Origin of the sequence: Spirulina subsalsa PCC 9445, assembly GCF_000314005.1 — a bacterium.
GTDB lineage: Bacteria > Cyanobacteriota > Cyanobacteriia > Cyanobacteriales > Spirulinaceae > Spirulina_A > Spirulina_A subsalsa.
Map to the genome: position 1 here is coordinate 5,058,207 of NZ_JH980292.1, position 24,648 is coordinate 5,082,854.

24 protein-coding genes are annotated in these 24,648 nt (G+C 46.5%); 12 read left to right on the forward strand and 12 right to left on the reverse strand.

Annotated elements, in window-relative coordinates; translation table 11 throughout:
• Positions 1–43: 43 nt before the first annotated feature.
• Entirely contained in the window at positions 44–346 is a 303-nt protein-coding gene (gene kaiB, locus SPI9445_RS0123055) for a circadian clock protein KaiB (protein ID WP_017307164.1), read from the reverse strand.
• Between the two features lie 69 nt (positions 347–415).
• The gene (locus SPI9445_RS0123060) at positions 416–1,432 is read right to left on the reverse strand and encodes a circadian clock protein KaiA (RefSeq protein ID WP_017307165.1); all 1,017 of its coding nucleotides are present in this window, start codon (positions 1,430–1,432) and stop codon (positions 416–418) included.
• A 222-nt stretch (positions 1,433–1,654) separates the two neighbouring features.
• On the opposite strand from SPI9445_RS0123060, the gene SPI9445_RS0123065 reads away from it, so the two are divergent.
• The 7 genes from SPI9445_RS0123065 (at position 1,655) to SPI9445_RS0123095 (ending at position 11,878) form a co-directional block, all read left to right on the forward strand.
• The gene (locus SPI9445_RS0123065) at positions 1,655–2,938 is read left to right on the forward strand and encodes an ABC transporter substrate-binding protein (RefSeq protein WP_017307166.1); all 1,284 of its coding nucleotides are present in this window, start codon (positions 1,655–1,657) and stop codon (positions 2,936–2,938) included.
• A 277-nt stretch (positions 2,939–3,215) separates the two neighbouring features.
• Positions 3,216–6,704, forward strand: coding sequence for a transcription-repair coupling factor (mfd, locus tag SPI9445_RS0123070; RefSeq protein ID WP_017307167.1), 3,489 nt, complete (start codon positions 3,216–3,218; stop codon positions 6,702–6,704).
• A 219-nt stretch (positions 6,705–6,923) separates the two neighbouring features.
• A complete protein-coding gene (locus SPI9445_RS0123075) occupies positions 6,924–7,079 on the forward strand; it encodes a PCP reductase family protein (RefSeq protein ID WP_017307168.1) in 156 nt (51 codons plus the stop codon).
• A 39-nt stretch (positions 7,080–7,118) separates the two neighbouring features.
• Positions 7,119–8,867, forward strand: coding sequence for an ABC transporter ATP-binding protein (locus tag SPI9445_RS0123080; RefSeq protein ID WP_017307169.1), 1,749 nt, complete (start codon positions 7,119–7,121; stop codon positions 8,865–8,867).
• A gap of 142 nt (positions 8,868–9,009) precedes the next feature.
• Positions 9,010–9,585, forward strand: a complete 576-nt coding sequence (locus SPI9445_RS0123085; RefSeq protein ID WP_017307170.1) for a helix-turn-helix domain-containing protein — start codon at positions 9,010–9,012, stop codon at positions 9,583–9,585.
• Between the two features lie 55 nt (positions 9,586–9,640).
• Complete coding sequence (purE, locus tag SPI9445_RS0123090; RefSeq protein WP_017307171.1) at positions 9,641–10,174, forward strand: 5-(carboxyamino)imidazole ribonucleotide mutase; 534 nt, start codon at positions 9,641–9,643, stop codon at positions 10,172–10,174.
• A 36-nt stretch (positions 10,175–10,210) separates the two neighbouring features.
• Positions 10,211–11,878 carry an adenylate/guanylate cyclase domain-containing protein gene (locus SPI9445_RS0123095; RefSeq protein ID WP_017307172.1) on the forward strand — a complete coding sequence of 556 codons (1,668 nt, stop codon included), beginning with the start codon at positions 10,211–10,213 and terminating at the stop codon, positions 11,876–11,878.
• Between the two features lie 5 nt (positions 11,879–11,883).
• On the opposite strand, the gene SPI9445_RS0123100 is transcribed toward SPI9445_RS0123095, so the two are convergent.
• The 7 genes from SPI9445_RS0123100 to SPI9445_RS0123130 all read right to left on the reverse strand — a co-directional run bounded on the left by SPI9445_RS0123100 (position 11,884) and on the right by SPI9445_RS0123130 (position 18,559).
• The gene (locus tag SPI9445_RS0123100) at positions 11,884–13,140 is read right to left on the reverse strand and encodes a PP2C family protein-serine/threonine phosphatase (RefSeq protein ID WP_017307173.1); all 1,257 of its coding nucleotides are present in this window, start codon (positions 13,138–13,140) and stop codon (positions 11,884–11,886) included.
• Positions 13,137–13,748: a SpoIIE family protein phosphatase gene (locus SPI9445_RS0123105; RefSeq protein ID WP_017307174.1), complete on the reverse strand. Its 612-nt coding sequence runs from the start codon at positions 13,746–13,748 to the stop codon at positions 13,137–13,139. The genes SPI9445_RS0123100 and SPI9445_RS0123105 overlap by 4 nt, the downstream gene beginning before the upstream one ends.
• A 53-nt stretch (positions 13,749–13,801) precedes the next feature.
• Positions 13,802–14,206 carry an anti-sigma regulatory factor gene (locus SPI9445_RS0123110; protein WP_017307175.1) on the reverse strand — a complete coding sequence of 135 codons (405 nt, stop codon included), beginning with the start codon at positions 14,204–14,206 and terminating at the stop codon, positions 13,802–13,804.
• 66 nt (positions 14,207–14,272) lie between these two features.
• Positions 14,273–14,719, reverse strand: coding sequence for an STAS domain-containing protein (locus SPI9445_RS0123115; protein WP_017307176.1), 447 nt, complete (start codon positions 14,717–14,719; stop codon positions 14,273–14,275).
• A 46-nt stretch (positions 14,720–14,765) separates the two neighbouring features.
• Positions 14,766–15,683 carry a protoglobin domain-containing protein gene (locus tag SPI9445_RS0123120; protein WP_202803760.1) on the reverse strand — a complete coding sequence of 306 codons (918 nt, stop codon included), beginning with the start codon at positions 15,681–15,683 and terminating at the stop codon, positions 14,766–14,768.
• Positions 15,684–15,831: 148 nt separating this feature from the next.
• Positions 15,832–16,806: a polysaccharide deacetylase family protein gene (locus SPI9445_RS0123125; RefSeq protein WP_202803761.1), complete on the reverse strand. Its 975-nt coding sequence runs from the start codon at positions 16,804–16,806 to the stop codon at positions 15,832–15,834.
• Between the two features lie 178 nt (positions 16,807–16,984).
• Positions 16,985–18,559: a bifunctional pantoate--beta-alanine ligase/(d)CMP kinase gene (locus SPI9445_RS0123130; protein WP_017307179.1), complete on the reverse strand. Its 1,575-nt coding sequence runs from the start codon at positions 18,557–18,559 to the stop codon at positions 16,985–16,987.
• 329 nt (positions 18,560–18,888) lie between these two features.
• Here SPI9445_RS0123130 and SPI9445_RS0123135 point away from each other — a divergent pair, with 329 nt between their 5' ends.
• Positions 18,889–19,107 carry a DUF29 family protein gene (locus SPI9445_RS0123135; protein WP_017307180.1) on the forward strand — a complete coding sequence of 73 codons (219 nt, stop codon included), beginning with the start codon at positions 18,889–18,891 and terminating at the stop codon, positions 19,105–19,107.
• A gap of 271 nt (positions 19,108–19,378) precedes the next feature.
• Positions 19,379–21,010, forward strand: a complete 1,632-nt coding sequence (locus SPI9445_RS0123145) for a hypothetical protein (protein WP_017307182.1) — start codon at positions 19,379–19,381, stop codon at positions 21,008–21,010.
• Here the strand turns inward: SPI9445_RS0123145 and SPI9445_RS0123150 are convergent.
• Complete coding sequence (locus tag SPI9445_RS0123150) at positions 21,007–21,579, reverse strand: J domain-containing protein (RefSeq protein ID WP_017307183.1); 573 nt, start codon at positions 21,577–21,579, stop codon at positions 21,007–21,009. The genes SPI9445_RS0123145 and SPI9445_RS0123150 overlap by 4 nt on opposite strands.
• A 49-nt stretch (positions 21,580–21,628) precedes the next feature.
• Positions 21,629–21,760: a photosystem II protein N gene (psbN, locus tag SPI9445_RS0123155; RefSeq protein ID WP_017307184.1), complete on the reverse strand. Its 132-nt coding sequence runs from the start codon at positions 21,758–21,760 to the stop codon at positions 21,629–21,631.
• Positions 21,761–22,052: 292 nt separating this feature from the next.
• Between psbN and psbH the strand changes: the two genes are divergently transcribed.
• The gene (gene psbH, locus SPI9445_RS0123160; RefSeq protein ID WP_017307185.1) at positions 22,053–22,256 is read left to right on the forward strand and encodes a photosystem II reaction center phosphoprotein PsbH; all 204 of its coding nucleotides are present in this window, start codon (positions 22,053–22,055) and stop codon (positions 22,254–22,256) included.
• A 110-nt stretch (positions 22,257–22,366) separates the two neighbouring features.
• Positions 22,367–22,642 (forward strand): TatA/E family twin arginine-targeting protein translocase, encoded by a 276-nt coding sequence (locus SPI9445_RS0123165; protein ID WP_017307186.1) that lies wholly within the window; start codon positions 22,367–22,369, stop codon positions 22,640–22,642.
• Between the two features lie 54 nt (positions 22,643–22,696).
• Here SPI9445_RS0123165 and SPI9445_RS0123170 read toward each other — a convergent pair whose 3' ends face one another.
• Complete coding sequence (locus SPI9445_RS0123170) at positions 22,697–23,422, reverse strand: response regulator transcription factor (protein WP_017307187.1); 726 nt, start codon at positions 23,420–23,422, stop codon at positions 22,697–22,699.
• A 450-nt stretch (positions 23,423–23,872) separates the two neighbouring features.
• On the opposite strand from SPI9445_RS0123170, the gene SPI9445_RS0123175 reads away from it, so the two are divergent.
• The gene (locus SPI9445_RS0123175) at positions 23,873–24,499 is read left to right on the forward strand and encodes a CPP1-like family protein (protein WP_017307188.1); all 627 of its coding nucleotides are present in this window, start codon (positions 23,873–23,875) and stop codon (positions 24,497–24,499) included.
• Positions 24,500–24,648: the final 149 nt, after the last annotated feature.

Genomic DNA, 24,648 nt, shown 5'->3' on the forward strand with positions numbered 1-24,648 from the left:
CGTTGGAGGAAACCGTGTCTTTGCCGAGATGGGGCGACCTCCCTTAAGCTTCGGTAATTTCTTCATATAATAAATCTAAACCGATTAGCACTTTTTCTCGATCGGATAAATCACCGATAATTTTCCGCACCGGGGGAGGCAATACTTTTGATAAGGTGGGCGTGGCTAGGATTTTATCCTCTTCGGCAAGTTGTGGATTTTTCAGTACATCAATAACTTTTAGAGCATAAACTCCTTGAAAATCCTGTTCTAAGATGTTTTTTAAGGTTTTCAAGGCTCGCGCTGAATTTGGGGTATTGCCAGCGACGTAGAGCTTGAGAACATAGGTTTTTTTGGACGCACTCATAGGATAACAGTTCAAAAAAAGAAAATAAAGGTTAATTTTTAGTTACTTTGTTCTACCTTGAGGTAGACTTTACTCACTAGACGTGAAGATTTCAAAGGGAATATCTTCTCGGGGGATAGAACGACGATACATTTCACAGAGGTGAGCGATGATGTCAATGAGTGCGAGACGGTAATCTAAGAGGATTTCTTCGCTGCGTCCTTCTAGCTTGAGTTGTTGGGAGAATCGATCCATCAGTTCCATGTGAATTTCCAAAATTTGTGAGACAGATAAATCCGCAAAGAAGGCTCGGTTGACAAACTGATCAATCGTTTGATTGAGGGGATAGTCTGGGATGAAGTAGTTGAGGATAATTTCACGGTATTCTACGCTCAATTCTTCGAGGAGTTCTTGCTTGTCTTTGGGGGGGAGGTTTCGCCAAAATTCTTGGGGGTTTCGTTTGTAGTAGATGCCGAGATAGCCTAGACGTTCTTTCAGTTTTTCAGCGAGTCGTCGCTGTTGGAGGAGGAGGAAGTTTGGGCAGGGTTGCTCATGGTGGGGGTTGGAGAGGGTGGGGGTTTGGGCGAAGGTGGGGGTTTGGGTGAGGGGGGAGAGTTGGACAAAGGGGGGGAGTTGGAGGAATTTAGCGATCGCCTGTTCAATGGCGTTGGTAATCTGTGCGACTTGGGTCGCCAATAACCAAACCTCTCCGGTATGATACAAGTAGGGGGATGCTCCGGGGGTGGAATGCTCAGAAATTCTATCATCTCCGGTGGTGTCCAAGAGGGAGGTATTCTGATTATCAGAGTTTCTGGGTTCAATAATCACCACAGGCAAAAGAGTCCCTTGAGTGAACAAGTGATTTAAGACCGCTAACTCCCCATCAATATTTTGTAAAATCAGGCAGTCGATCTGTTCTTTATGGTGTTCGACAAACTCCAAAAACTGAGCTTGTTGATCAAAGCGATAGCAATTATACCGTTCATGATTCAAAAAATGTTGCAAAGACTGAGCGAGTCCCTCGGTCTTGGCATAGAGACAAATACACAATTTAGGGTTCAAGAGGTTACTGGGATCGGACTCCAAAGGAGCGTTTTCATGGGTCATCAGACATAAACGGGGACATACATCGTAGGCTTGTCGTAAAAGTTAACATCAGATCGATTATACCTGATCCCCTCTCATTCTTAAGTTGTAGCTGATACTCGTAGATGATGTTTAGCATGGGGCTATGATAGCATCGGGGGCAGGCCATCGGCTCAGAGTCAAGCCGCCCTAGAAGGGCGGGACTTGTGTCCCATGAATTTTGCTTAATTGGAAGGCAATATGATGAACAAATGGTCGAAATGGTTGCGGTTGGGGGTTTTTGCTCTGTTAGGGCTTGGGGTGAGTTGGTTGGTGAGTTGTTCCCGTCCGGTGGCTACGTCGGGAACGGAGATTGAGTTCTGGACGATGCAACTCCAGCCCCAATTTACGGCCTATTTTGAGGGGTTGATTGAGGACTTTGAGGCGGAAAATCCGGGGGTTAAGGTGCGCTGGGTGGATGTGCCTTGGGAGGCGATGGAGAGTAAGATTTTAACCTCGGTGGCGGCGAATACGGCTCCGGATGTGGTGAATTTAAATCCTAAGTTTGCGTCCCAGTTGGCTAGTCGTGAGGCTTGGCTGAATTTGGATGAACAGCTTTCTGAGGATGACCAACGGCTTTATTTACCGAAGATTTGGCAGGCTAGCACTCTGAATGGGAAAACCTTTGGTCTGCCTTGGTATTTAACGACGCAGGTAACGATTTATAATCGGGCGCTGTTGGAGGCGGCGGGGATTGAAAATCCCCCCCAAACCTATGAGGAGTTGGCGACAGTGGCGCGTCAGGTGAAGGACCAAACGGGCAAGTTTACGCTGTTTGTGACCCTGATTCCGGAAGATTCGGGGGCGGTTTTGGAGTCTTTGGTCAAAATGGGGGTGACGTTAGTAGATGAGTCGGGGAAGGCGGCGTTTAATAGTCCTGAAGGGGTGGCAGCGTTTGAATATTGGGTCAATCTCTATCGGGAGGGATTATTACCGCCGGAAGTCTTGACAAGAGGACATCGTTATGGTATAGACCTGTATCAAACGGGGGAGGCGGCGTTAGTGGCGACGGGGCCGCAGTTTTTAAATGCGATCGCCACCAATGCGCCAGATATTGCTGAAGTCTCGGGAGTTGCGCCAGAAATTACCGGAGAAACGGGCAAGAAGAATGTGGCGGTGATGAATTTAACGATTCCCCGCACCACACGACACCCGGAAGAAGCGGTTAAGTTTGCCCTGTTTGTCACCAATAGTCAAAACCAGTTAGCTTTTGCCCAAGAGGCGAAGGTGTTGCCCTCTACTCAGGAAGCGGTGGCGGAGTTTATTGAGGTGCTGGAAAGTTCTAGTGAGTTATCACCCCAAGAGGAGGCGGTTTTAGTGGGGGCGAAACAGTTACAAGATGCTGAGGTATTAATCCCAGCGATGGACAATTTGAATGTGTTGCAAAGGGCAATTTATGAGAATTTACAGGCGGCGATGTTGGGGCAAAAAACTATAGAACAGGCGCTAGCAGATGCGGCTCAACAATGGGATCAAGACCAGAGTTGAGGACGTTGGGAGAGGACAAACTATGAGTTGTTCAGTTGTTTGTCCTCTATTCTCATCAGAGATTTTAGCAGGATAGGTTTAAGTGGAGTTTGAGGGCAGTCTCTACTATTTCCATAACTTCTTGGCTCAAAAATCCCACTGCATCCCCACGAATCCTTTGTTTAGAAATAGAACGCACCCTACCACTACTCATGAAATCGCTCCGGGTTGGGGCTGAATCTGTTGTCCGCTAATGTTAGAGTGGAGAATTGCCGAAGTAACTGATGATTGACGAAGAATGCCGTTCTCCTCTCTAATTCGCCACTTAATGCGATCGCCTCTCACCCAAGACCTGATCGCTAAACTCCAAGACAGGCAAAACCTCCAGTTAACTGGGATTCCCCGATTACCGAAAGGGGTAGTCGCTTCTACCCTGGCCCGGAGTTTGGGGCGCAATCTTTTGGTGGTCTGTGCGTCCTTGGAAGAAGCCGGGCGCTGGACGGCACAAATGGAAATGATGGGCTGGGATACGGTGGACTTTTACCCCACCTCAGAGGCCTCCCCCTATGACCCGTTTGACCCAGAATCGGAGATGATCTGGGGTCAGATGCAGGTTCTCTCTCACCTCACGGGAGAATCGCGCCAGAACCTCGCTATTATCACCACAGAACGGGCGTTACAGCCCCATTTACCCCCGCCAGAGGTCTATCGGGACTATGGCCTCACGTTGCAGGTGGGGAACGTATTTGGGGGGAAATTGCTAGATCGGCAACTGGCGAAACTGGGTTATGAACGGGTGGGACTGGTGGAGACGGAGGGACAATGGAGCCGTCGGGGGGATTTGGTGGATATTTTCCCGGTTTCGGCGGAATTGCCTGTACGGTTGGAATGGTTGGGGGATGAAATTGAGACGCTGCGGGAGTTTGACCCGGCCACTCAGCGCTCCTTAGATGCTCTCCCGGAGTTAGTTCTCACCCCGACGAGTTTTTCCGGTGCGATCGCCCAATCTCTCTCCTATCCCGAGGAACTCTTTTCGGATCAGGAATTAGAGCAATTACGCAGGGGGAATTATCCCGAAGGAATGCGGCGCTTTTTAGGGGTGGCCTTTAACCATCCGGCCTCCCTATTGGACTATTTAGCCCCAGAAACCCTGATTGCTGTGGATGAGGTGGAATTATGCCGTTTAAATTGCGATCGCTGGGTAGAACACGCTCAGGAACAATGGCAACTCACCCAAGAGCAATTCCCCCCCGAAACGGCCACACTTCATCACCCCTTCGCCCACTCTCTCCAACAGATTCAAGAAAAATACTATTCGCTGCAATTATCCACCCTAACTGAAGACAACCCCCAAACCCCCTTTCCTAGCATTAATTTATCCAGTCGTCCCCTGCCCACCAGTCCCCACCAGTTCGCCAAACTCGCGGAAATCTTAAGGGGGAAACGAGATATTTATAGCGGAATGAACCTGAAAGAATACGCCACTTGGCTCATTTCTGCCCAACCTTCGCGCTCGGTTTCTCTCTTACAAGAACACGATTGTCCGGCGCAATTTGTCCCCAATATCCGCGACTATCCCGCCATTGAACGGTTAGTTATTCAAAAAACCGCCATTGCTTTAAAATATTCGGGTTTAGCAGAACTGGAGGGCTTTATTCTCCCCACGTTTCGAGTCGTTATTGTCACTGACCGGGAGTTTTTTGGACAACATACCTTAGCCAGTCCCAGCTATATCCGCAAACGTCGCCGCGCTGCCTCTAAAAAAGTTGATCCAAACAAGCTCAGTCCGGGAGATTATGTGGTGCATAAAAGCCACGGGATTGGCAAGTTTTTAAAATTGGAACGGTTGGGAGATCGGGACTATTTAGCCCTGCAATATGCCGATGGTATTTTAAGAGTGCCTGCGGACAGTTTTGATAGTTTGTCCCGCTTCCAACCTGCGGCCAAAACGCGCCCCGATTTGGATAAAATGACGGGCAAGGTGTGGCAAAAGAATAAAGCCAAAATTCGCAAACTGGTTAAAAAGTTGGCGGTGGATTTATTGGCACTCTATGCCAAACGGTCTAAACAAACAGGCTTTGCTTATCCCCCGGATACCCCTTGGCAACAGGAACTAGAGGATTCTTTCCCCTACCAAGCCACCCCCGACCAACTCAAGGCGGTACAAGATGTTAAGCAGGATTTAGAACAAGATCGACCGATGGATCGGTTAGTCTGTGGGGATGTGGGCTTTGGGAAAACAGAAGTCGCGGTGAGGGCGATTTTTAAAGTCGTAACAACGGCTCATAAACAGGTGGCTTTTCTCGCCCCGACGACCATTTTAACCCAACAACATTATCACACCCTCAAAGAACGGTTTGCGCCCTATCCCATCAATGTGGGGCTATTAAATCGCTTTCGGACGGCTTCTGAACGGCGAGAGATTCTCAAACGTTTAGAAACGGGAGAATTAGATATTGTGGTAGGCACTCATCAACTCCTAAGTAAGTCGGTGAAATTTAAAGATTTGGGGCTATTAGTGATTGATGAAGAACAGCGCTTTGGGGTCAATCAAAAGGAGAAAATTAAGGCATTAAAAACCCAGGTTGATGTATTAACCCTCAGCGCGACTCCCATTCCCCGCACCCTCTACATGGCCATGTCGGGCATCCGGGAAATGAGTTTGATTACCACCCCTCCCCCCTCCCGTCGTCCCATTAAAACCCATCTCTCCCCCTACAATCCCGAAGTGATTCGCACGGCCATCCGCAATGAGTTAGATCGAGGGGGACAGGTGTTCTATGTTGTGCCGCGTGTGGAGGGGATTGAGGGGGTGGCCGCCCAACTACAGGAAATGTTACCGGGAATTCGGATTGCGATCGCCCATGGTCAATGTTCCGAGGCTGAATTAGAGTCTACCATGCTCACCTTTAGTAACGGAGAGGCGGATTTATTGGTCTGTACCACCATTATTGAGTCAGGGTTAGATATTCCCCGCGTTAATACCATTATTGTGGAAGATTCCCAACGCTTTGGACTGTCCCAACTCTACCAACTGCGGGGCCGGGTAGGACGGGCAGGAATTCAAGCCCACGCTTGGCTATTGTACCCCCAACAGGGGGGGCTGTCCGAAGCAGCCTTAGAACGGTTGCGCGCCCTACAAGAGTTTACCCAATTAGGCTCCGGCTACCAACTGGCCAGTCGAGATATGGAAATTCGCGGGGTGGGGAATATCCTAGGGGCTGAACAGTCGGGACAAATGACTACCATTGGATTTGACCTTTATATGGAGATGTTACAGGAGGCGATTCGGGAGATTCAAGGTCAGGCCATTCCCACCGTTGAGGAAACTAGCGTCGATTTAAAACTGACGGCCTTTATCCCCAATGATTATATCCCCGACTTAGAGCAGAAAATGGCCGCCTATCGTGCTGTGGCTACTGCCCATTCTAAGCGGGAATTAGACCTGTTAGCGGAAGATTGGCGCGATCGCTACGGAGAAATCCCCTCCCCGGCCTTACAATTGATTAAAATCGTACACCTCAAACAACTCGCCAAATCCCTCGGTTTCTCCCGCATTAAACCCGACGGCAATCAGCACATTGTCCTTGAAACCCCCATGGAAGAACCCGCTTGGCGACTGTTGCAAGAAAACCTCCCCCAACACCTCCGCTCCCGTTTCGTCTTCTCCCCCAAAAAAGTCACCGTGCGCGGTTTAGGCACCCTCAAACCCCAAAAACAATTAGAAAACCTCATCGAGTGGCTAGAGAAAATGCAGGGCGCGCTCCCCGACTCCCTGCCACAATGAAGAAAATGCCCAACCTGCGTTAATATTCACTAGATGACGCTTGCTGAATCAATCTGGTAGTGGGGCATGGGGAACAGGTAATAGGTAATAGGCACTCTTGCAATAGGCAATAGCCAAAAGTTTTTGCTATTCACTGCTCCCCCTCCTCCCCTCTCCCCCCTGTTCCCTGTTTCCTGTTCCCTAACCCCAAGCCCTAGACACCCCTTAAAAACATCTACTATGGAATGGACTGCCGAAGCTGAAGCCAAACTGAAAGAAATCCCTTTTTTTGTCCGTCCTGCCGCCCGGAAAAAGATAGAAAAATTTGCCCAAGAAGCCGGACAAACTCAGATTACTGTTGAGGTTTACGAACAAGCTAAAGCCAAATTTGGCTAATTCTAAATCGTCCCCTCACATCCCACTTGATGACCCTCTATGAATCAATCTAAACTTCAGAGACTCTGGAATTATGTCCGCCCCTATTGGCGCTCTGTCGTGTTCGGGGTAAGTGCCCTGTTAGTGGTGAATTTAATTGGGGTTTATATCCCCCTATTAATTCGCGATAGTATCGACACCTTAAGCGGGTCTTTAACCTTTGCCCAAATCTCTAAATATGTCTTTTTAATCTTTATTTACGCCTCCATTATGTGGGTCATTCGGATGACTTCCCGCATTATCTTATTTGGGGTCGGTCGTCAAGTGGAATATGACTTAAAACAGCGACTTTTTCAACATATTTTAAGATTAGAACCCGCCTATTTCGCCACCAATAGCATCGGGGATTTAATGAACCGCGCCACCAGTGACGTAGATAATATTCGCCGCTTACTGGGGTTTGCGGTGTTGAGTATTGCCAACGCCCTATTTACCTATGCCTTAACCCTGCCCGTCATGTTGGCGATTAATGCACGGTTGAGTTTAGCGGCTTTGGCGGTTTATCCTTTTATGTTGGTTTTGGTGCAGTTATTTAGTGATAAATTGCGGGAAGATCAGCGAGAAGTTCAGGAGAACTTATCCGACTTAAGCCAATTGATTCAAGAGGATATGAGTGGAATTTCCCTCATTAAAATCTACGCCCAAGAAGCCAACGAAACCGTCGGATTTCAACAAAAAAACGCCAAACTATTAAAAGCCAATTTAAGCCTTGCCCGCACCCGAAATTTACTCTTTCCCATTATTGAGGGTCTGGTTTATATTTCCCTGTTAATTCTGCTCTGGTTAGGTTCAGGCGCTATTGCCCAAGGAATCATCACAGTGGGGGATTTTCTCGCCCTGATTCTCTATGTAGAACGCCTTGTATTCCCCACCGCTCTCCTTGGGTTTACGATTACCACTTACCAACGGGGAGAGGTCAGTATTGACCGAGTGGAGTCGGTGTTATTAGCGAAACCTGCCATTACCAATCCTGAAGAAGCGATTACCTTACCCCCGGAATTGGTGCAAGGGAAAATTGAAATTAAAGACTTAACTTTTATCTATCCGGGAACGAAAAAACCCGCCCTGAAAAACATTTCCTGCACCATTGAACCGGGAGAAACTATTGCCCTTGTGGGATCGATTGGTTGCGGCAAATCTACCCTCGCCAATGCTATCCCGCGCTTACTGGATATTGAACCCGGCCACATCTTCCTAGATGGCTATGATGTCACGCAATTGAGGCTGAATGATCTGCGAGAGGCGATCGCCTACGTTCCCCAAGATAGTTTCCTCTTCAGTACCCAAATCCGCAACAATATCCGCTATGGGCAACCCTTAGCAGAACAGCCAGAAGTCGAAGATGCCGCCCAACAAGCCCAGATTCACCCCGAAATCCTCAACTTCCCCAGCCAATACGACACCCTCGTAGGAGAGCGAGGAATCACCCTCTCCGGGGGACAACGACAACGCGCCTCCCTCGCCCGGGCTTTGATGATTGATGCACCTGTATTAATTCTTGATGATGCCCTATCCAGTGTTGATAATAAAACCGCCACCGACATCCTCGATTTTCTCTCCCAAGGCACAGCACGGCAAACGGTGATTTTTATTTCTCACCAACTCTCAGCCGCCGCTACTGCCGATCGGATTTTTGTCATGGATCAGGGGGAAATTGTACAAAGCGGCACCCATCAGGAGTTAGTGGAACAACCGGGCCCCTATCAACACCTCTGGCAACAGCAACAACTGGAAAAAGTTCTAGAGTAGGAGGTGATGGCAAGCCAAACGGCAAGAGCAACTGTCTCCGACTGAGGCTAAAGCTATTTCAGCCAAATCTGGGATCGAAGTTTACCCCCATTAGTGGAGCAAGCCCCCATTTCCAATACAATACACCCCTAAAATACACCCCATGAAATACACCCCCAAACTTCAAGAATGGATGGAGCGCGCTAACCTGACCAGTTTTCGCCAGTTAAGCATCAAAGCTCGGGTTTCCCCCTGGTCCGTCCAACAACTCCGACAGGGTAATGTTGCCAAAATGCGCATAGAAGTCCTCTCTAAACTGGCGGCTGCCTTACACGTCTCCCCCCCTGATCTCTGGGAGGCTTTTTCCGGGCAAGAGAAGGTCAAGGCCGCTCAGGGCGCAACGATTGCCCCCCGACTGTCCAGCGAAGAATGGGAAACCCACAATTTACAAATCTTAGAAGGCTGGCTGCTGCAATGGTACACGGCCGTTGCAGCCGTGGAGAAAAACCCCGATCTCGCCGCCAGTCATTTGGTGCCGTTAGTGAGGCCTGTTGAGGAATTGATCCAAAGTTGGGGAGTGGAGGCGATCGCACCCGTTGGGGCAGAAATTCCCTATGATCCCCAGTGGCACGAGCTTATGGGCGGCTCTGCTTCCCCCGGTGATCCCGTGTGCGTCCGTTATGTGGGCTATCGCCACCGAGGGAAATTACTCCACCGGGCTAGGGTGAGTCCCTGCTAACCATTCCTCCCCAACAGACTGCTATGATGAGGCAAATCATCAGAGATTTTGATCCATGAACACCACTCAAGCCTTAGTCGGAATTATTATGGGCAGTGATTCGGACTTGCCCACCCTTGAAGCCGCGATCGCCATTTGTAAACAATTTGCTGTTCCCCACGAAGTAGCCATTGTTTCCGCCCACCGCACCCCCGAACGCATGATCCACTACGCTAAAACAGCCCACACCCGAGGTCTAAAAGTGATTATCGCCGGAGCAGGAGGAGCCGCCCATTTACCCGGAATGGTCGCCTCCTTAACCCCCCTCCCCGTGATTGGGGTTCCCGTCGCCACTCGTCACCTCCAAGGGGTAGATTCCCTTTACTCCATCGTCCAGATGCCCCGAGGGATTCCCGTGGCAACCGTCGCCATTGGCAATGCTCAAAACGCCGGATTATTAGCCGTGCAGATTTTAGCCACACACCAGCCCGAATTATTAGAAAAAGTTCAACAATATCGTCAAGACCTGAGCCAATCCGTTCTAGATAAACAGAATCATTTAGACTACATGGGCTATCAAAATTACTTAAAAACCTTTGGCTCCAATTAGTCTGAATCTGGACATTGTTTTTTAGGGGTGCGGCTTATGTCCTATTGTTTAGTCTGCCTTCCCGATACCCGACAGGAACGAAGTTTTCCCCTTCAGGTCGGCTCCAACATCATTGGGCGTTCTCCCAACAATCATATCGCGATTAAACATAACAGCTTATCCCGCCGTCATGCTGAAATTATTGTGACCCCCCATCGGGTTATTTTGCGAGACTTAAATAGTCTCAATGGAACCTTTGTCAATGAACGACAAATTCACACAGAACAGATTGTACAACCGGGGGATAAAATTGTCTGTGGCATGGTGATCTTTAAATTAATCCAGAAAGGCTTTTCTCCCTTTGCCACTAGCCCCGACTCCCAAGAACAGGGAATTGATACCCAAGGAATCCCCATTGTTCGCCAACTTTCACCCCGTCAAACTCGTATTGAAATTCAAGACATTTTAGATTCCAGTTCCCCCAGACAAACGGGATCTGCCTTGAAAATTCGGGAACAAAATGAAGCCCAACGTGCCTTAGATAAACTAAAAATTCTCCTAGAAGTCAGTAAAGAATTATCCTCTCCCGAAGACCCAGATAAATTATTAGAAAAAATTCTAGACTTATTATTAAAAATAATGAACGTGGATCGGGCTGCCATTTTAATGGTCAACGAAACCACAGGACAATTAGAACAACAAGCCGTTCGCTCCCGCTCGGGAATTTCCGTCAGCTACCAGTTTTATAGTACCCAAATCACCAACTATGTTCTACGACATGGGGATGCCATCCTCACCGACGAGGCGCGCAAGGATCAACGCTTTGAAGGATCAAACTCCATCTTAATCCAAGCCATTCGTTCCTCTATGTGTGCGCCCTTACAACCCAAGGAGGAGGTTTTAGGGGTATTATACGTCGATAATTTATCTTGTTCTAAAGCCTACACCGACGAGGATTTAGAGTTTTTAACCGCTTTGGCCAGTCAGGCGGCGATCGCCATTGAAAACGCCCGTCTCACCAACAAAATGCAAAGCGAAGCCATTTGGCGCGATAAATTAGAGCGTTTTTTCCCCTCAGCCGTCAGTCGCAAATTACGAGAAGAAGGCCATCTCGATATTATTGATACAGAAGTTACCGCACTTTTTGCCGATATTAGCGACTTTACTAGAATGTCTTCCACCATGCAGCCTCGGGAAGTTATTGAAATGTTAAACGACTATTTCAACGTCATGGTCGAAGAAATTGTTTTCGCCTACGAAGGCACCTTAGAAAAATACATTGGTGATGCCTTATTAGCCATTTGGGGCGCACCCTACCCCCAAGAAAACGACGCACAACGCGCCGTTCAAGCCGCCATTGATATGCAGTGGGCTGTCCGTCGTTTAAATCGAGAATGGGAGAAGCGCAACCGTCAACCTATTGCCATTCATATTGGCTTAAATACAGGGAAAGTCGCCGCCGGAAATATTGGCTCCCGCAAACTCATTCAGTATGCTGCCATTGGCGATACAACGAACGTCACCAGTCGCATTTGTAACGTCGCCAGAGCCGGGGAAATTCTACTCTCTCAAAGTACAATCGATCAACTTCAACCCGGACTCTTTGCCTTAGAAAAATTGCGCCCTGTACGAGTCAAAGGCAAGAGCGAACCATTACAACTCTATCGCTTAGATTGGCGACAAACCCCCGTAGATCAAACCATCGTTCACGATGCTAATTGTTAGCTTGACTATCTTTGTTTAACGATCAATAACGTAATATCATCAAAAACCTTTTGTTCTCCAATATGTTGATAAACATCCTCAATAATCTTTAACTTAATTTCTTCACTCGATTCATGCCAATACCGAGAGACTAAAGTACAGAGTCTCTCAATCCCATAATGCTCTTGCTCCAGATTTTCCGCTTCCGTAATCCCATCCGTATATAACACAATTCCATCCCCCGGTTCTAACTCCACAAAATGATGATTGATAAACTCCTTAATATCATCATGTAAACCGATGGGAAACCCTAAATCAATCGTATCAATTCTTTCAACCTTCCCTCCCTTTCTCACTACAATGGTTTCCTCATGTTGACCACTAATGCTAATTTTACCCTTAGCATAATTCAGAATCGCTAAAGTAATATTTTTATCCGACTGCATCCGTTCAATATTATTATAAATTGCCCGATTTAAAGTATCTAAAAACCGAACCGGATTTTTTTCTTGAATCTCTTGCAAAGTTCTAACGGCGGTTTGAGTCATCACCATCAAGATGCCACTTTCTAATCCATGACCCGTAACATCTCCAATAGCAATCGTAATCACCCCATCTGAACACAAAACATCATAGTAGTCTCCCCCTACTTCATCCGCAGGCTGCATAAATCCGGCAATATCTAACTCCTGAATACTCTCTAATTCTTCAGTTTTAGGCAAAATTAATTGCTGCATTCGCTTAAGTAAATCTAACTCTGCTGACATCCTCAGATTATCTTTTGTGAGTTGCTCTTTCAGCAGGGTTTCTCGTTTTAATCTCTCCAGAGATTTCAAAAGCTTTTTGTTCTTATTTTCTAATTCCTGCATTAATTCATAACGACTTTTCTCCGCGAGAATCCTTCTGGCCTCGTCTAAAATTCCATCATTGGGAATACCTGTCTTGAGGAAAACAAGACATTGCAACTGAAACGCTCTACGTTTGGATGTGAGATAATTCACTTCATCAAAAAAACTCAATAAAAAAGTAGCCTCTGATAGGGGGTTTTGCCCCACAAAAGTTAAACAAAATGCCACGTGATGAGCCTTGTTAAATAGAGCAACATTAACCGTTGATTTGACAGATGTTTGGTATAATAATCGACAGACTTGGGATGTTGCACTCGCAACTCTACCCGACATAATCGGATCTTCAGTCAATAACTTTAAAACCTGAAGTACCTTTTTTCGGATGGCATAAATTGAATCGGAATGGGTTAAACTGATGCTACCGAGACGGATCATTTTTTATAGCGTAAAACAAGGCAAGTCGCATCATCATAAACTTTCTCAAACTGACGTACAATATTACGAGCTAAAGATTGGGGACTTTCATATAATAATTGAGGATAATCATCTACTTCAAAACGATCTTTTACCCCGTCGGTGTACATCAACAGAATATCTGTTGGCGTTAAATATAATTTTTGTTCAACGGGAGTTCGCATTCGATTCCCTACAATGCCATCCACAGAATAAAGACGTTTGGACTGCCTGCCGACTACGCGAATTGTAGTATTTCCTATCCCACAGTAGGATAATTCTCCCGTCTGCACCTTGAGGAGGCCTAAACCAACCGCAGCACCTAATGTTCCTTTACAATGGTCATGTAGACTGAAGAGGGTTGTTCGTAGATCAACTGTCCAGTTTTCTTGCAAAAAGTTTTGCATGAGTACTGAAACCTGATTGGCCTCTCTTCCATGACCTAAAGCGTCGATAATCCCTAAGAAAATAATACCATCTTTTTCATCGATCATGGCTTGATCTCCGCTCACTCGTTCGCCAAAGCAGGGACGACCAAAAATGGAGTAGTCTACAAGACTTAAAGCACTGGCTTGATTTTCATTGTCCATGTTTTTTTAGAAAAGTTAATTGCCAGTATAATTATATGATAATGTTTTACTATTCACAGCCATTTTCGGATAATGACTTTTGTTCCCTGATTGACAATAGACGTAATTTCAAATTCATCCATCAGACGTTTGACTCCGGGCAATCCTAAACCGAGGGTTCCCGATGAACTGAAATAATCTTTCATGGCTTGGTCAACATTGGGAATACCGGGGCCGCTATCTTGACAAATAATCTCGATGCCGGAACGTCGTCTCTCATTTAAGGGAGTAATAATAATTTTGCCTTTTTCGGCGTATTTAATAATATTGCGAGCCAGTTCAGAAACGGCGGTTGCAATCATTTGGGCGCGACCATGATCAAATCCTACGCTTTGAGCCATCCGTTGGCTTTCAAAAATTGACCGAGTAATATCAGCTTCCCGATTAATCACAATCCAGATTGATTTTGGATAATCCATAATTTTAGTTCTTTAATCAATTGAAGATCAGGTGAGACTTCTCCTGATAATTTTAACGTAACCATTTTATGAAAATTCGTCTTTTTTTCCTAAATTCTCAGAGACAAACTCGGGTTTTGTTGTTTGAACTTGTGACCATTCTTGTCGTAGTTCTTTCATCAGTTCAAAGGCATTATCTAAGGTTAAGGTAGCGTGAATTCGTTCAAAGTCTACCCTAAAATCAACGAGGGCGGACACTACGCCGGGTTGAAATCCACAAAGAATAGTTTTTGCACCCATTAAAGAAGCCATTGCTATAGTAGCGGTGAGATCCTGAAATTCGATCATATCCATCACTTCCACGCCGGATAAATCCAAAATAAGGCCGTGAGCGTTGGTTTGATGGAGATAGGTTAGGACATCTTGCCGAAATTGCTGTAAGACGGCATCCGTTAAATCAATTTGAATGGAGGCAATAACACAATTTTGGGCAAATTGTAGGGGGATGCGTTGAATTTCGGATCTTTTGATCATAACCTAGGTTATCCATTGGGGGTGATAGGTTGGGGATATTATCTGGTTATCGCTCGACTTTGTGAATTTGTAAGTTTAGTGAACGGAAGGAGTCGTTGAGTGCGTCCATCATGTTGGCGGTTGTTTTAATAGTTCCTACGTCAATTCCTAGTTCAATCATGGTTTGAGCAATGGCGGGAGAAATGCCGGAAATGGTTGATTCACAGCCCATTAAACGAGTGGCTTTGGTAATTTTAATTAGGTGATTGGCTACGGCGGTATCAACAACGGCAACGCCACTAATATCCAGGATAAAAATTCTAGATTGGGTGCGATTAATGGCTGATAAAACGGCGTTCATGATGTCTTGAGCGCGTTTGGAGTCTACAATCCCCACCACGGGTAAAAGTAAGATATTTTCCCAAATTTGGGTGACGGGGGTAGACATTTCCATCAGGGAGCGACTTTGGGCTGTAATTGTCTCGTTAGACATGATGGTATAGACTTCGCAGACTATGCCTGTGTCGAGATGGAGGAGTTTGCTCACAGCATCAATGGTGCGGACTTGTTCTTTTAGTTTCAAGTTTCGTTGTGCCATGATTTTAGAAAAAAGGTCATGGAAAATGCTCATCCCGGCGAAAAAGATGGTCATGGACAGTCCGATTCTGGCGTGAGTTTCTCCAATTTTGCGCCGAGATTCTACATAGTTATCATCAAGTTGGGCTTCGATAAATTGTTCCCAGTAAATATGCTGCATTTTTTGGGCATGATGAAGCGCTCTACTGTCGGAAAAAAACTGTTCATATTCGGGTTGAGTCATGAGCCATTCATACCACGTATGAACCATGTGATCCATTTGGGGCAGCATAAATTCTCCGAGTTCTCGGATATAGTGAATGTCCTCTTCTGAGATTTTATAAAGTTTTTGTAGGGTGGCTGCATTCCTCATGTCTCCAGCGTCGCTAGCGTAAAAGTTGCTCATCATGGTGGTTGTCTTGATGGTCTGTTAGTTTTTCTATAATATACGGCCTCTCCCTCGTGAACTGTTCCGGGATTATTGGGGTTGAGGGAGAAGAATAATCCCCCGCCAGAATAGCGAGGGATTTAAACTCTATCTGTTTTTGGCTGTCGGTTTAGCCTCCCGAGGCGGTTTGAGTTTCTTGGGCTTTGAGTTCTAATAATTCCGGGACGGTGACAAATTCATAGCCTTGTTCCTGGAGTTTGGTGATAATGGTGGGCAGGGCGAGAATGGTGGGACGGCGATCGCCTCCTCCGTCATGAAGTAGGACAATTGCGCCGGGTTTCGCTTGGCTGAGGACGTTTTCAATGATGCGCGGGGCGGGGGCGTAGTAGTCTTTGGAGTCTACAGACCACATGACTACGGTTTGTCCCTGTTTGGCGGCATAGGCGGCTAAACCGTTATTTAAAAAGCCCCCCGGTGGACGGAAGAGACGACTTTTCACACCTCCGGTGGCCTGTTCAATCCAGTGGGTGGTATTGTCAATTTGCCCGGCCGCTTGACTGTCGCTATGTTGGTGATAAGGATGACTCCAGGTGTGATTGCCTAAAGCATGACCATGTAAGTACATTTGTTTTGTGCGCTGGGGGAAGTTCCGCACGTTGCGCCCGATGACAAAAAAGGTGGCTTTGACGTGATGGTGTTTGAGAATATAGAGGATTTCGTTGGTGAATTCGGGCCAAGGTCCATCATCAAAGGTTAGGGCAATGACTTTTCGCCCACTGTTGAGGGGAACTTGACTGACGGTTTTGCTTTGAAACTCTTGAGGAATCATCCCGTTCAAGGTTTTGGATAGCTCAACGGTTTGTTGATGGAGGGCTTGACTGGCCGCGCTATTGAGTTGTTCTAGACCTGTGCTTAGGAGAACGGGGGAAACTAGCGTTTGACTCATTAATTGCTGATGAGCTACAAAACCTATAGGCAGAATGGCTCCTAATACGGTGATTAGGATTCCAAGAACAAAGGCGAGCTTAATTCTCGCTGAAATGACGTTTTTCTTTCGCTTAGACCGTTTACGGGTTGCGACTTGTTGCTTAGACAGATCCGCCTCCTCACGCCTCAAAAATGTGATATTAATTGGAATAGACAAAATTAGCCCTTCAGAGGATAGTGATCCGTCTGAGGACTTAACCCTGACAAGCTGTTCTTGAAACTCTTCAAATCTTACTGCTTTTGTTTAGCAGTTCTGTTTCAATCTTATCCGGAATATTACCAAATGTTTTGAGCGAATTGGGGGGTGGCAATGGGTGATTTCTCGGGATCATTGCCTAGCCAGTGATCCCCGCTACAACAGATTTTTGATAGAGTTGAACAATTTGTTCAATGACGGTTTCTATGGTCAATCCGTCGGTGATGATTTCGATGGCATTGAGGGATTTACGGAGGGGGGAGGTCGGGCGGGTGCTATCAAGGCGATCGCGCTCGGCAATTTGGGCTTCTAATTCTTCTAGATTTCCCCCAGGGATCCCCTGTTCTTGCAGGTCTTGGAGACGGCGACGGGCGCGTTCTTGGACGGAGGCGGTGAGGAATATTTTCAGGTCGGCATCGGGGAATACTCGGGTGCCAATATCTCGCCCTTCGGCGACGATGCCCCCTTTGCGTCCCCAGCGTTGTTGCTGGGCGACTAGGTGCTGACGCACGGCGGGGACTTGGGAGACGAGGGACACTTGGGCGGTGACGCGGGGGGTGCGAATGGCTTGGGTGATGTCTTTGCCGTTGATGAGGACTCGTTGGTTGTGGTCTTCGGGGGAGTTAATAAATTGAATTTGGCTATGGGCAGTTAATTCTGCGATCGCCGCTTCATCGTCTAGGGAGATTCCGGCTTCTAGCACTTGCCAGGTTAGGGCGCGATACATGGCTCCGGTGTCGAGATACAGCAAGCCTAAGCGTTGGGCGACACCTTTGGTTACGGTGGATTTTCCGGCTCCGGCGGGGCCGTCGATGGCAATAATGGGCTGGCGCTGACGCAGTACGAGATTATCAATTAACCGGGTTTGACCGAGATAGGCGGCGATCGCTAATAATCCCTCATCTTCCACTTCTCCTAGGGGGGCGAGGGTTTCGGGATCCACTAATTCGGCATACTGGACCGATAGGGCGGGTTCGCTGGCTAGTTCCTGATTTACCATGTCTAGGAGGCGATCACTATTGCGTTCCCCGGCCTCAAAGGCCTGTTTTGCCCGTTGTAAACTGCGGGACAAAACCACGGCTTGCTCTTTTTCTTGGGGCGTTAAATACTGATTGCGGGAACTATAGGCTAACCCAGATTCTTCCCGCACGGTTGGACAAGCTCGAATTTCCACAGCTAAACTTAAATCTTTGACTAAACGTTGAATAATGGCTACTTGTTGCGCATCTTTTTCGCCAAAATAGGCGCGGTCCGGTTGCACCACATTAAGCAATTTTACAACAATAGTAGCCACTCCCTGAAAATGACCCGGCCGATAGGTTGCACAGAGTCCACTGAGGAGGGACGGGGGGGGTTGGATAACGCTGGTTTGTTCGAGGAGGGGGGTGGCTTTGCCGTTGTTGGTTGGGGAAGATGCGATCGCCAAATCTTCCGGACTCGGCGCAAACACCACATCCACCCCCAACTCTTCGCAGAGTTCACAATCAGTCCCTAACTGGCGAGGGTACTGTTGAAAATCCTCCCGTGGACCAAACTGAAGGGGATTGACAAAAATGCTCACGATTACTACTTCATTTTCCCGTCGAGCCTGTTCAATTAAGCGGCTGTGGCCCCGATGTAATGACCCCATCGTAGGCACTAAACCCACCCTTTGCTGATGCCAAATCGGCGCTAAATAGGTTCGTAAGCCCGCCACTGTTTTAAACAGACGCATTTTGACCCCCTTGCTCTTTCAGTTAGATTCTACCCAACTTCCCCCAGATCCGTCACAGAAAAGAGAGCATTCAAGGCTTAACCCTCAATGCTCATCCCAACGTTAAAATTCCAAGTGTTCATCTAGTGTAGCAAGAAGCTTGTATTTTGCAAGAAAACAGGAAAAAACAGCCAAAATAGAGAAAATGCCCCCTCTAGCCTATCCTAGGTTGGTCTGACTTTTTTGGGACATTTACCCCCTATACTAGGGGGAATTGATCAATTCCCCTGACCAAAACCGATTCAGTACGGCTACAATTGTAGTGCTTTTCGGGAGGATGACCGCTAATCATGAGCCGAATAAACTTAGAAAACCTGTATAAACTTGATGACTTAGAATGGTTAGAAAAAACCATTACTTTATTAAAAAAGCAGCAATTCAATCAACTAGATATAGAACATTTTTTTGTCCAGATCAAAACCCAACAGACCCTAAACTTGCCCCCAGAATGTCCCTACCGTCTAGAGCAACTGCTCGATATTCATTGGTTGCCCCCGCAAAAAGACTAGGATATTTAGGGATTCCGATGTTCAATCCCAGAGCAGAGCGCAGGACTTATTCCCCCCCAAACCATGATCAATAAAGAGGGTTCCGTTTTCGGAAGAAAAGGTTAGAATAACAGATACCCCCCAAAGCATCCCCTTCTCCTATGCGGGAACATTGAATTGAAGTCCCTTAAATTAACCTCCCAGTCTGGTCTATTAGAGGTGCCGGGGAACATTCGATTAGGTCATAGCCATTACGTTATCGCCATTAGGTCACAGAGACAGTGAGAACAATATGAGTAGGTTTGGCAAGTCAATTTACTGGGAACTTGTATCACCGTTAACCGTAGAAGATATTCAAGCGCAACGGTGGGGAATCCTCAAGCGCCTACAAAAAGTCTCCGATGATGTAGATTTACAAATGCTAGACATTCAAGGAGGACTCGCTCAACCCACTATTGTCCGGTTTGAAGGTTCTCCTCAAGGATACCAACGCATCCGTACCCTCGTAAAAACCATGCAACTGACGGACCTAGTGGGAGTGATGGTCAAAGAAGTACGGGAAAGACAGCACAATCAGCATAATATCGCGGAAACTAGCCAAATTTCTCAAATCCAGCCCAGGAGTCCGGGAGCAGGTTGGAGAACTGTAGCGGTTGATTCCATTGACCTAGAAGAACTGCAACGGGAGATATATAATCATCTCAATGACTGTGTACAGAAACAAGATCCGGCAGATGTTTTAGAACGGTTTCGTTGTTTATTTATTGATAGTGGCGAATATTCCGATTTGAAGATTAGAGCCACATTAGAGAAAATTGTTAATGCAAAATCGGCAGAAAATGAGTATCATTTGTTCCTGAATCACTGCTGTTATTTACTCATTGACTATTGGCAATTAGACAGTAAACAACGCCATGCGATTCCAGAACTCATTGCCCTCTTTGAAGAAATTCCGCCTCCGGGTATGAGGCAAACTCGCTCCGTGCGAAGGTTGCGGCAACTTGCAGAAATGTTTGTTGAAACCCATCAGTATAAAATGCTGCAACGATTAGCGCGGGTGATTTGTCCGGTGAAGGATAGTGAAGATCCTAATCGTCAACTGGTGAAGGTTTTACTTTATCGTTACACCTACTTATTCCGCCACTATTTGTTAGATGAAGAGAGTACCTATGAGCAACAACAAACGATTAAGTTAATTCAATCTCGTCTACAAAATCGTTTTGAGTTTCGTTTAAATCGGTTTGTTACCTATCAAGTGACTTTAGCCGAAATTGCGAAGGCGCGCCAACTCTCCCAAGGGGCTGGGCGAATCCTACGACGGGAGAAGAATCCAACGTTTTTGAGCGATCGCGAATTAGCCATTGCTTTACGTCTCTTTTTTGGCAAGGTACAGGGGAACTATACCTATCAGCAGTTAGCCGAACGTTTTAGTAGCCATATCCCTGAAATCTCGTCCTATCAAGAGTTTAAGGATAAATTACTCGCCTATTTAGTTTCTAATTTAGATTCAGATTTTGCCTTACATCAGTTGAATCCTCAACTCAAGAAATGCCTTAATGAGACATTAACTCATTACAACCATCAGAAAATGAGCAACTCCTTGATTTTGAGAACTTCTACAAAGTTGCTCAGTTTTTTAGTGGTAGAAAATGCCCAAAATGTCCATCATTATCTTTTCATAGATTTAGTCACCCATTTAGGAGCAGCCTCGACCCTTGGGTTGCTGTTAAAAATTGTCTTACTTTGTCCTCCGGTTTTAGGGGAATTAGAAAAGCGTTTTGCGATTCTTTTTAATCATTATGAGGAATTTCCCCAGTCGGATGTAGTCTGGTTTATTAAAGTATTGGAAACCTTCCGCGTTGCCCATAGTATTCAATTTGGGACGGCGGATTTATCGCCTTTGTATAAGTTAGTCAAGCGCTAAACCAACTGTCCTAAACGCCGAAATTCCTCGGCAATTTCCGCCACCAACGCTCGATTGTGGGGATCCGTGCGCAGGGCTTTTTTGAGGTAGATTTTGCCTTTAGCCAGTTGACCTTGGCGAATCAGTTGCCGTCCCCAAGCTTGATAGGCAATGGCCTGCCATTGTCTCACCTCCGCATCTTGAGGTAAACGGAGCGTTAATCCTTCAACTAAAGCGATCGCACGAGCAAAACGGCGCTTCTTCAATAAATCCTGTAAACGCTGGTAAGCCTCCCGTTTGAGTTTCTGCTCTGCGGGGGAGAGGGGGGAAACCGGGGGAGGAGAGGGGGGAGGGGGAGGAGGGGAAGTCACAACAACCGGAGAACGAGGAGGTTGAGGTTCTAGAGTCGCCTTGACCAAAAACTGATAAGCCTCATTGAGACGGATAAAAGCCTCTTGGGCTGCCAGTTGATTCTGTGGGTTCACATCGGGATGATAACGCCTCGCTAACCGCCGATAGGAGGCCTTAATCGCCTTCAGATCCGCCCCCCGTTTTAGTCCCAATAGGGAATAACACTCCTCCAAATTCATGTTTTTTGCCTGACCCCTAATGCCCCCTGACCCCTATTATGAGTGTGACTTAATCCTCATGATCCTCAAAGGGATCACTCAATTCCGCCGAAGGCGCACCAAAGGACATATAAATCGAGTATCCCGTCACCGCTAAGACTAAAGCCGCCAAGCCAATTACAAAAATTGTTGCCGTTTCCATAGAGTTTGATTAAGAATGATTGCTTAATAGCCTTATACTATCATGTAGTACAGTCCTTGGAAGCCCTGTCCGCCTCCAATATCAATCCCCTGAAAAGGGTCGGATTGTGATATCATCCTTCAAATAGAAACTCTGAAGTTCAAACAGGTTGCGACATTCAACCTGTGGGTTAAGACAGGTAAGGCAACACCGAACCCTCTCACCTTAGCCCATAAATCCCTCTATCTCAAGGTTAGGGAATATGTCAAGAAAAATTAACAAAAACTCACTTACATTCACAATTTGGTGACTTATGGCACAGCGTACTTGGTTAGGCGATAGACTCAAACCCTTGAATTCTGAATACGGCAAAGTTGCACCCGGTTGGGGAACTACCCCAGTGATGGGCGTTTTTATGCTACTCTTTTTTGTTTTCCTCTTGATTATCCTGCAAATCTACAACGCTGATTTGTTACTGGAGAACGTAGACGTAGACTGGACTAGCTTCGGTCGGTAGGCTCAATTTTACCCACTTCTTAGTGATTTGGATTAAGATTTCGAGTCAATCATATCCCCGCTTGTCGGGGTTTTTTTGTAGAGACAAAAACCCTTAACCCGGAGCAAATTATGAATATTTTTGGCATTGGACTACCCGAAATGGCTTTAATTTTTGTGGTAGCGTTGTTAATTTTTGGGCCTAAAAAGCTCCCTGAAATTGGGCGAAGTTTAGGGAAAGCCTTGCGCAGTTTTCAAGAGGCCTCTAATGAGTTTCAAAAAGAGATTAAACGAGAAGCCGAACAAACGGAAACATCAGTTAAAATGCAGGCACAGCTTGAGCCTGAAGCGAAAAAAACACCTCAGCCTAGCTCAGAAACGGAAACGGAAAAAGCGTCAGAGAGTTAAAGGGCTAATGAGCCAAATCTCCTCACTACATTGGGGAGATTGCCCTAGATACACTTAAGCTTCAGCACTCTTTTCTCCAGAAGGGACTTCAAAACGATAACCAAAACCGCGAATGGTCTTAATAAAACTAGGATCTGAGGAGTTGGTTTCAATTTTCTTGCGAATTTGCCCAATATGAACATCCACCACTCGATTATCCCCAACCATTTGGTCATATTCCCAAACGTCATTAATCAAAGTCGTCCGTTTTAAGGCTTGACCGGGATGAGTGGCGAGATAATAGAGCAGATCAAACTCTAAGGCCGTAAAAGACACCAAGTTATCATGAACTCGGACTTCTCGACGTTCCGGGTCAATGGATAAGTGACCAAAAACGAGAGGTTGTTTCGTGGACACTTGTTTAACATCCCGTTTACGCTTTAACAGCGCGGCCACTCGTAATTCCAATTCCAGCAGATCAAACGGTTTGGTTTGATAATCGTCGGCACCCTGACCATAGCCGATCACCTTATCATCAGGATCCGTGCGACTGGTGAGCATCATGACTAGCACCCCAGTCTGTTCTTGCATCGTCTTACAAAGATCATAGCCCAAGGCATCGGGCAAATTGACATCAAGAATCACAAGATCCGGGTTAAATTTTTGGAAAACCTCCAGAGCAGACTTTCCATCCGCCGCAGCCTCCATCTGATAGTTTTTTTGGCTGAGGAAACGGAAGATTAGATTACGGACTGCCGGGTCATCGTCCACAACCAGAATCTTGACAGATTCATTAGCCATAGCCATTGTTCTTTCTCGGTAAAAGTTAGGAAACTTAACAATTTAAAGCCAGAATAGTTGATCCAAGGGGTTTAAACAGCATTCTAGACAAAAATGGCGAGAGAATCTGTCGAATTCCACAAAGATTGACATTTCCAACCATACAAATGCTCATCAACGATAACAACGAGGGACTAGATTGGTCAATCTACACACTAATCCATCAGCAGCTATGGTTTAGAGTGTAGGCGATCGCGCTCTTGGCACATTTGGTCAAGAGAGGTCAAAATAAACTAAAGACCGACCTAGCGGATCTGTTACAGAGCGCAAGGTTCAAGCTACACTAACAACGAAAGGGTCAGTTAGAGCTATTGGTTCTAAAGGACGGCCTTTACTGCTGTAGTCAATTGTCTATTAGTTTACAGTTTGCAGCAACCACAGGCAAAAACGGGACAATCGCGGAGGTTCAACATGAGTGAGCAAAATCCCTACGAAACGCTTGGGGTGACAGAAGATGCTTCTTTTGAAGAAATACAAAATGCTAAAAGTCGTCTCAGCCAGGAACATCAGAATGATACCAAATTGGTAGAGACGATTGAGGCAGCCTATGATTCGATCATCATGGAACGGTTGAGAATGCGGCAAGAAGGGAAAATTAAGGTTCCTGATCGCATTCGGTTTCCTGAACGATCCATCGAGGTTCCCCCGGCCGTCACCCCCTTGAATCCAAAAGCCTCAACCGGGTGGCTACAGAATTTTCTGGACAATCCATCTCGTTCAGATATTCTCTGGGCAACGGGTGTCTTTGGCGGTTTAGCCATTCTCACCCTGTTATCCCAAAGTAACGGATCGTCTTTTTTACCGTTGGCGTTGGCATTGGGGTTCTGTGCCAACCTCTATTTCCTCAATCGCAAGGAAAACCGCCTAGGACGTGCCTTTTTAATGAGTTTTGTCGGATTAATCCTCGGACTGCTTTTAGGGGGAGTATTGTCCCAATTCCTTGGCACTCCTGTAGGAAATGGAGGGATTCGCCCAGCCGAATTTGCAGAATTAGTCACTTTTGTCTTTTTCTGGCTGATCAGTTGCTTTCTGCGCTGACGGATGGGTTTACCCCAATAGGTTCAAAAGTTCTTACTACAGAAACCCGGTTTTCTTTTGAGATTCGTCATCAGTTAACAGTGAATCCTTTTTTCTCCTGATGGCTAATCACACCTAAGAAACCGGGTTTCTTTCCGTTGCCAGAATGA